The 6,281-nt window shown below is 53.6% G+C and carries 9 protein-coding genes and 1 pseudogene; 6 read left to right on the top strand and 4 right to left on the bottom strand.

The genetic code is table 11. The features are described from left to right. Positions 1-505 precede the first annotated feature (505 nt). The gene (locus tag ACQZ5K_RS26005; protein ID WP_448741924.1) at positions 506-796 is read left to right on the top strand and encodes a toxin-antitoxin system TumE family protein; all 291 of its coding nucleotides are present in this window, start codon (positions 506-508) and stop codon (positions 794-796) included. Then, on the top strand, positions 793-1,161 hold the full coding sequence (locus ACQZ5K_RS26000) for an HVO_A0114 family putative DNA-binding protein (protein ID WP_060724531.1): 369 nt from the start codon (positions 793-795) through the stop codon (positions 1,159-1,161). Before ACQZ5K_RS26005 ends, ACQZ5K_RS26000 begins: the two co-directional genes overlap by 4 nt. A 21-nt stretch (positions 1,162-1,182) precedes the next feature. Here the strand turns inward: ACQZ5K_RS26000 and ACQZ5K_RS25995 are convergent, their stop codons facing one another. Continuing rightward, on the bottom strand, positions 1,183-2,403 hold the full coding sequence (locus tag ACQZ5K_RS25995; RefSeq protein WP_111793239.1) for an ATP-binding protein: 1,221 nt from the start codon (positions 2,401-2,403) through the stop codon (positions 1,183-1,185). A 160-nt stretch (positions 2,404-2,563) separates the two neighbouring features. Beyond that, a complete protein-coding gene (locus ACQZ5K_RS25990; RefSeq protein WP_448741923.1) occupies positions 2,564-2,761 on the bottom strand; it encodes a hypothetical protein in 198 nt (65 codons plus the stop codon). Between ACQZ5K_RS25990 and ACQZ5K_RS25985 the strand changes: the two genes are divergently transcribed. From ACQZ5K_RS25985 to ACQZ5K_RS25975, 3 genes are all read left to right on the top strand, one after another. Then, complete coding sequence (locus ACQZ5K_RS25985) at positions 2,760-3,110, top strand: MbcA/ParS/Xre antitoxin family protein (RefSeq protein ID WP_004444362.1); 351 nt, start codon at positions 2,760-2,762, stop codon at positions 3,108-3,110. The two genes, ACQZ5K_RS25990 and ACQZ5K_RS25985, sit on opposite strands and share 2 nt — an antisense overlap. A 4-nt stretch (positions 3,111-3,114) precedes the next feature. Next, positions 3,115-3,612: an RES family NAD+ phosphorylase gene (locus ACQZ5K_RS25980; protein ID WP_448741927.1), complete on the top strand. Its 498-nt coding sequence runs from the start codon at positions 3,115-3,117 to the stop codon at positions 3,610-3,612. Positions 3,613-3,982: 370 nt separating this feature from the next. Continuing rightward, positions 3,983-4,336, top strand: coding sequence for a helix-turn-helix domain-containing protein (locus tag ACQZ5K_RS25975; protein ID WP_111802460.1), 354 nt, complete (start codon positions 3,983-3,985; stop codon positions 4,334-4,336). A 99-nt stretch (positions 4,337-4,435) separates the two neighbouring features. Here the strand turns inward: ACQZ5K_RS25975 and ACQZ5K_RS25970 are convergent. Next, a pseudogene (locus ACQZ5K_RS25970) lies at positions 4,436-4,561 on the bottom strand (VapC toxin family PIN domain ribonuclease); the annotation flags it as partial. Between the two features lie 337 nt (positions 4,562-4,898). Between ACQZ5K_RS25970 and ACQZ5K_RS25965 the strand changes: the two are divergent. Next, positions 4,899-5,864, top strand: coding sequence for a hypothetical protein (locus tag ACQZ5K_RS25965; protein WP_111793433.1), 966 nt, complete (start codon positions 4,899-4,901; stop codon positions 5,862-5,864). Positions 5,865-5,963: 99 nt separating this feature from the next. Here ACQZ5K_RS25965 and ACQZ5K_RS25960 read toward each other — a convergent pair whose 3' ends face one another. After that, positions 5,964-6,266 carry a putative quinol monooxygenase gene (locus ACQZ5K_RS25960; RefSeq protein WP_111791735.1) on the bottom strand — a complete coding sequence of 101 codons (303 nt, stop codon included), beginning with the start codon at positions 6,264-6,266 and terminating at the stop codon, positions 5,964-5,966. Between the last annotated feature and the right edge of the window lie 15 nt (positions 6,267-6,281).

Here is a 6,281-nt window from a genome sequence, read left to right as displayed (position 1 = left end):
ATATCATGATATTGTTATTATGATCGATCGCCATCAATTTTCATCGCTTTTTCAGTCCACTTCTCAATCAGATTCCTTCTCGTTCCACCAATAAATAATCCATGCTCCATATAAAAATCTATATAAAATCATTTAGTTACAAGCGGCTCGAATTGCCTGTCAGCAAAACAAGCAAAATCCGCCAATTAAACTCCTTCCCTCTGTCAGCAATGGTTCACTTGCAATATTTTATATGTTTTCACATCGATCCAGTATAAATTATATGTTTAGTGACGATCCTCCCCTACCTCAACTCAACGGCGCGCGGCGCGATCAATCGTTCACTTCAGTCCACAAGCGGTAATTCATTCCTTCATCAAAGTATAAAAATAACAATATATGTATTTATCGGATTTATGTTAGTAAAATATTCCAAACATAAATACCCTGCAGCGCGCCGCCAATTAACCTCAAAGCTCCGCTGGCATCCTTGACAACGGGACATAGCGATGGCATAAATGACAACATGATTGCCGCGATCCTTGTCGAACGTTCGAAAACTGTTTTGCCAGACGGTGCGATTGTCGAGATCGTTGTGTGGAAGGTGCCAGAACCCGTTCCCGGTAGCACCCACCTGTTCAAGTATCGACTGTTTTATGGCAAGGACGGCAGGCGTATCGTCGGTTTCGACAACGAACGCGGCAAAGGCGATCATCGTCATCTTGACGGCGAAGAGCATCCCTACATGTTCACAACGACCGATGCCCTCCTGTCCGATTTTCGGAAGGAGATAATCACGAGGAGGCAGAAACCATGAGAGAAGCCTTGATTCAAATCAGAGCAGACAGCGAAACGGCCCTCGATGAGGCCTTTGACAGGGCAACCAGCGCCATGCGCTCAGGTAATCCCTCAGAGCCCGTGGCAGTCTTCACCTTCTCGTCGCCTGCACAGCTTTTTTCTGTCATCACACCCAAAAGGTGGGAGTTGATTGAACATCTCCAGAAGATCGGCCCATCCAGCATACGCGGACTTGCCCGATCCGTCGAACGTGACGTCAAGCGTGTGCACGAGGACGTGTCCGCGTTGTCGGACTGGGGTATCTTCGAACAAACCGAAGACGGAAAGGTTCACGTACCCTACGACGTGATCCACGCGAATTTCGACCTCAGAGCGGCAGCCTGATCAGACCACTGATTGCTGCGCTCAACTCCACAAAACGGATAAAGGCGCGGCGGCTAACCTCTCGCCGAAGGGCACGAGATCAGAGCTATCGTAAAGCACAACGCCATAGGCAAACCGATCCTTACACGCTTCAGCCAAGGTCCGCAGTCCGGCAAAATCGCTCGATTTCACCGTCGCCGACGCCTTGACCTCGATCCCGACGATCATGCCATCGTCCCGTTCCAGGACGATATCCACCTCATGCATTTGTTGGTCACGAAAATGATATGGTGTAAGCCGCAGATCGGACGCAGTCATGAGCTTCAGGACCTCGGCGAACACGAAGCTCTCCAGAAGCGCACCAAATCCAACGCGGTCCGCCTTCACCCGATCAAAGGTTAACCCACGCGCCGTAGCGAGGAGGCCGGAGTCGAGGAAATGCAGCTTCGGCGTTTTGGCGATCCGTTTCAGCACATTCGTATACCAGGGTTGCAATGTCGAGACGAGAAAGACCTGCTCCAGTAGCGCGACATAGCGCTGTCCCGTTTTGTGGCTGACGTTAATGCTGGAGCCGAACTGCGAATAATTAACCAATTGCCCTGAATGCTCCGCAAGCAGTCGAACGAATTTTGGCAGCTCGGTCAGCTTCTCGATCTCGGCGATATCTCTGAGGTCGCGTGTCAGAACCGACGTCAGATAAGATCTGGCCCAATCCTGCCGTCGCCGTTCGCTCTCACGGCTGATCGCCTCAGGAAAACCTCCAAACAGCACAAGTTTGATAAGATCATCACCGACAATCGCCTCACGGTCTCCATGCAGTTTCCCTGCGAACAGGCGCTCAAGGAAATTCGGCGCCTGGCCTGTTATTTCCGCGCGAGCCAGAGGGAGCATCCGAATGGTTTCCATCCGGCCCGCCAGACTGTCCGCAACCCGCGGCAATGTAAGCACATTCGCAGACCCGGTCAGGAGGAAACGGCCGGGCCGATAGTCTTCGTCAACCGTCTTCTTGATTGCCAGCAACAGATCAGGCGCGCGCTGAATCTCATCGATGATGGCACGATCGAGACCGCGAATGAAACCAACCGGATCGGACCGCGCGGCATCAAGCACCGTCTGATCATCGAGTGTGATATAGCTCCGCCCAGCCTCACCCATCTTCCGCACAAGGGTGGTCTTGCCCGCCCGGCGTGGCCCCACGATCAGGACCACCGGGGTGTCTGAAAGGGCCTCCACCACCCGATACTCAACCAGACGCTCAAACATACCCGTTTCCAATTCCTTAGCGATTGGAATTATCAATCATGATAATTGGAAGTCAATACCTCGCTGATTGGTAATGGAAGAGCTGAAATCAGCCATCCGTCACCTCAGATCGGCTCGAGGACAGCCTCAGCACATCGTAGAGGGCCGCTCGATAAACCTCTCAAAGACCACAGGCAGCCACAACTACCACCACGGGGAACGTCAGCCAAAGCGCAATGTAGGCCGTCTTATCCAAGCCACCAGCATCCAGCGTTGAGACATAGTGGCTTGCAGAGATAAGGGCACGTGAACTTTGAATGCCTGTATTTTTGACGCTATATTGCGTCAATATCTTTGGCTGATCAAAGGAGGCGATCATGGCTCTCGCACAATATGCTGACAACGGGCTGTTCGCGCCAGGAAAAATCGCTGACGTTCTTCATACAACAAGCGACGATATCGCTCGCAGTGCCGGGTTGGGCAAAGATGCCGTACAACGCAAGGAACGCATCAAGTCGGACAAAACCCAACGGCGACTGCGCGAAATGATCGAAGTCATCAACAAGGTGGAGGCCCGTTTCGGCTCCGCGCTCATGGCATATGCATGGTATCGCTCACAGCCTCTCTCAGGCTTTTCTGGCCACACAGCAATGCAGCTTGTTCGAGACGGGCGCGCTCACGAAGTACTCGAATACATCGACGCGATCGACGCTGGCGTGCATGCCTGACCTGATGCACTACCAGGGTAAACTCTACCGGGCGCTTAATCCCGTTTATGCTCGTGAGCCGCTCTCGGGACGAGGGGTCGAGCTTTATAGCGGCAGATTCAATCCGAAAGGTATGCCTGCCCTCTACACGTCAGTGACAATCATCACGGCACTGAAGGAAGCAAATCAGGCGGGCAGCCTACAGCCCACAACTCTCGTCTCCTGCGATGCGGACATCACACCGCTGTTCGATACGCGCGATGGCGCCCTGCTTCATGATCATGGTATTGAAGCTCAAAACCTCGGCACCCCGACCTGGCGAGACGACATGAATGTCTTCGGTGAAGCACCCACACAGGGTCTTGCCCGGGTTCTGAAAAACGAGGGCTTTTGCGGTTTAGTCGTCAGAAGCTTTGCTCCGGGGGCGACTGATACCGACCTCAACGTCGTTCTCTGGACATGGGGAGACACTCTCCCGCATCAGCTGATCCTGATCGATGATGAGCAGCGCTTGTCACGCTGAACACGCCTGGAAACCGGTGTTGAAATCTCCGCAGCCGGCAAGAATGCGTCTGCAATGCCCCACGGCCAAACGACTTGCAAAAAATTCGCTATATGCTATTAGTTTTTGATGAAAAGGATAGCTTACAGCAAATCTTCTCTAAAGGTCCTCCGCCGGCTCCCAACGAACGAGTCCACGCGGATCACAGCCAAAATAGAGCAATATGCAAGCGATCCAAAATCTCTTGCCAACAATGTAAAAACACTGGCTGGCTCACAATTCATTCGTTTACGCGTTGCCGACTGGCGCATCATTATGGACGACCAGGGAAATGTGCTGGAAGTTATAAAAATCGGGGCACGCGGCAGTATCTACGAATAGGAGGCAAATGATGCAAACCATAACCACTCCAAATGGGGAAACGCTCATCGTCCTTCCCCTGTCTGAATATGAACGCCTTGTGGACAGGGCTGACGTCGCATCTGCTGAGAAGATCAAGACTGATATCGCCGCCGGGCATGACGAACTCGTTCCTGCCGTTGTCGTCAATCGTCTTCTTTCCGGCGACAACGCCGTAAAAGTCTGGCGCGAGCATCGAAGAATGACCGCCAAGGAGCTCGCAACTAAAGTCTCGATAAGTGCGCCCTATCTGTCAGAGATTGAAAGCGGCAAAAAAGCCGGAAGCCTCACTGTCCTGCGAAAAATCGCTCAGACACTCAACGTCGATATAGACGACCTGGCGTGAGCATTGCATCGCTATCAGGCCGAGCAATTCTCACGCCAATGACACTTGACCCCGCTCGACAACTGCCGGGCATGATGCGCATGCCTGTTGTCTGAACAATCACCCGTGCCAGGGATCGACAACGACCACGCCGGTGCCATCGAAATCCCGAACACTCCGCGTCACAACGACAAGGTTATGAACAAGCGCTGTCGAGGCGATCAAGGCATCGGCCTCATTGCGGCGCTTTCCGGTAAGGCACTCGAACTCGCTGTACGTCAGCCGCGATCCGTAATGATCACAGGTCCCGCCCGGGCGGTTTTCTTCGCCTTGCTGCTCGCGGCCGGAAAACCGGTCATGCAGGGCCGCCCCCGGAAGATCATGTCCACCGGTCGCAGGCAATTGGTCCATGGGTTTTGATCAATGAGGGTTGGGATAAGCTCCGCCATTAAATCAGAGGCGAGAAATCGCACTTCAATTATCATATTGCACCGCAATAATGCTGGAGACGTTTATTGAATTTTCCGGTGACTGAAGTCTTTTTTGCCGGCACGCCTTAAGCGCAGTTTGCAAAGGGCCGAGAATGTTTGCTGCTCCCAAATCGAAGTCGGAAGATCTTGAAGCAATCGCGCGCTCGGGTGGGATGCTCCGCCGCATCATGGTGCGCATACCGACTTATCTTGCCGACTTACGCGAAAATCCGGCATGGCTACCGATGTTTATTCTTGCCCGAACGACCCTGTTTCGGCGGGCCCATTGGTTATTGGCCAAGCCAGTTCCGCCGGTGAATGTATCCAAACCTTCCATCTTCGGCTCCCTCAAAGGGCAAGCCATCGCGGAAGAGCTGAAAGAAACAGGCATCTTTACCGGCCTTGTCCTGCCGAAGGAGATAAATCAGGAGATTGCCCGCTTTGCCGAAGAAACCCCGTGCTTTGGCAATTTTGACCGCAAGCTTGAATTCCGGTCCGGAGATCATGAGGAGGCCGAGCGCCGATTTGGCCGCTCGATCCTGAGCGGTCACCATTTTGAACGAATTCTCGATTGCAAGGCAGCGGCTGCCGTACAACAGGATCCGCTCCTCCTCGACGTCGCAAGGCACTATCTGGGGGGTGAAGCCAAACTGATTACCACCCGAACATGGTGGAGTTTTCCGACGAAGACTGCTTCCGATACCGATCTCAGCCGTGCGTCGTTCAAGTATCATTTTGATCTCGATGACTGGCGTATGCTGAAATTTTTCTTTTATCTCTCTGACGTCGATGAGGGTGCAGGCCCGCATGTGTATGTCCGCGGCAGTCATCGACGTCGGCGTCTGAAACATCAGTTGACCATGCTGGTCGGCCATCCGTCGGAGGAGGTCGTCGAATACTACGGTGCTGACAGTCCCTTGACTGTGACTGGGGGTGCGGGAACGGGTTTTGTCGAGGATCCTTTCGGCTTCCATATGGGTACTTTGGCAAAAGAAACCCCACGCCTGATGATGGAAGTTGGATTTGGTGTATCCAAGCCTTCGAGACGCCGCTACCACGGCGAACCGGTTATCCGATGACCGGAAACCCTGGAGAAGATCACGACAGTTCGGCCAAAGAGGGCAGTCCCCTCTGCTGTCGGCCCCAGGCAGAGGCAGACCTTCAACCAGGCAGGCGCATCAGCAATCCATGACGTCGCGTTCATTCAACGCATCGTATTTCCGGATTTCGCCTCGCATTTTGCCGCTCCAGCGGCTGACAAAGGCGACAGTGTCGGCTGCCTGCAGATGAGCACTGAGCGCCGCCTGATCGACCCAACGTTCCGATATCAGCAATCGCCCTGATAGTGGATCGACCGCGGCGGCATCATAGGTGATGCTTCCCGGACGCTTCCGTGTTGCGGATGCCAGCACATCCAGTTCTGTCATGAATTGCGCCAGATCGGCCGGATCGACGTGCATGTAGCCCGTTATAATGAGCATCGGATATTCCCTCCA

It is taken from the genome of Agrobacterium sp. 22-226-1 (assembly GCF_053522345.1).
The sequence above is the reverse complement of the archived record's forward strand: the minus strand, read 5'-3'. Positions and strand labels throughout refer to the sequence as shown.

What these genes read in the sequence shown, in the direction of transcription:
- ACQZ5K_RS25995 (WP_111793239.1), bottom strand. Translation starts at nt 2,403, where the DNA reads ATGTTTGAGCGTCTGGTTGAGTATCGGGTGGTGGAGGCCCTTTCAGAC.
- ACQZ5K_RS26005 (WP_448741924.1), top strand. Translation starts at nt 506, where the DNA reads ATGATTGCCGCGATCCTTGTCGAACGTTCGAAAACTGTTTTGCCAGAC.
- ACQZ5K_RS25975 (WP_111802460.1), top strand. Translation starts at nt 3,983, where the DNA reads ATGCAAACCATAACCACTCCAAATGGGGAAACGCTCATCGTCCTTCCC.
- ACQZ5K_RS25980 (WP_448741927.1), top strand. Translation starts at nt 3,115, where the DNA reads ATGCACTACCAGGGTAAACTCTACCGGGCGCTTAATCCCGTTTATGCT.
- ACQZ5K_RS25965 (WP_111793433.1), top strand. Translation starts at nt 4,899, where the DNA reads ATGTTTGCTGCTCCCAAATCGAAGTCGGAAGATCTTGAAGCAATCGCG.
- ACQZ5K_RS25990 (WP_448741923.1), bottom strand. Translation starts at nt 2,761, where the DNA reads ATGATCGCCTCCTTTGATCAGCCAAAGATATTGACGCAATATAGCGTC.
- ACQZ5K_RS25960 (WP_111791735.1), bottom strand. Translation starts at nt 6,266, where the DNA reads ATGCTCATTATAACGGGCTACATGCACGTCGATCCGGCCGATCTGGCG.
- ACQZ5K_RS26000 (WP_060724531.1), top strand. Translation starts at nt 793, where the DNA reads ATGAGAGAAGCCTTGATTCAAATCAGAGCAGACAGCGAAACGGCCCTC.
- ACQZ5K_RS25985 (WP_004444362.1), top strand. Translation starts at nt 2,760, where the DNA reads ATGGCTCTCGCACAATATGCTGACAACGGGCTGTTCGCGCCAGGAAAA.